The organism is Myxococcus llanfairpwllgwyngyllgogerychwyrndrobwllllantysiliogogogochensis (assembly GCF_006636215.1).
Classification (GTDB): domain Bacteria; phylum Myxococcota; class Myxococcia; order Myxococcales; family Myxococcaceae; genus Myxococcus; species Myxococcus llanfairpwllgwyngyllgogerychwyrndrobwllllantysiliogogogochensis.
In genome coordinates this window covers 1-392 of sequence record NZ_VIFM01000974.1, presented here as the reverse complement: position 1 = coordinate 392, position 392 = coordinate 1, and the positions used below count along the sequence as shown (strand labels likewise).

Annotated in this window: 1 protein-coding gene; it reads left to right on the top strand. The window is 62.0% G+C overall.

Going from position 1 to position 392, the window contains the following annotated elements:
- Window positions 1–370 (top strand): aldose epimerase family protein (locus FJV41_RS56510; protein WP_497812693.1); only part of this gene is annotated, 370 nt, incomplete at its 5' end.
- Window positions 371–392 lie beyond the last annotated feature (22 nt).

Below are 392 nucleotides of genomic sequence, written 5' to 3'. Positions count from 1 at the left end.
GCCGAAAACCATCGCCGCCGACTTCCTCGCGGATGCCGATCAGCAAAAGGTGAAGGGATACGATCATGCCTTCCTGCTGGATGCCAAAGGCGACGCCAGCCAGCCTGCGGCACAGGTCTGGTCGCAGGATGGCAAGCTGCAGATGACGGTCTATACCTCCGCTCCGGCGCTGCAGTTTTACTCCGGCAACTATCTCGGCGGCACCCCGTCGCAGACGACGGAGCCCTACGCCGACTGGCAGGGACTGGCGCTGGAGAGCGAATTCCTGCCGGATTCGCCGAACCATCCGCAATGGCCGCAGCCGGACTGTGTATTACGTCCGGGCCAGGAGTATGTCAGCCTGACGGAATATCAGTTTATCGCCCGATAATCGCCAGCGCCCTCCATCAGGG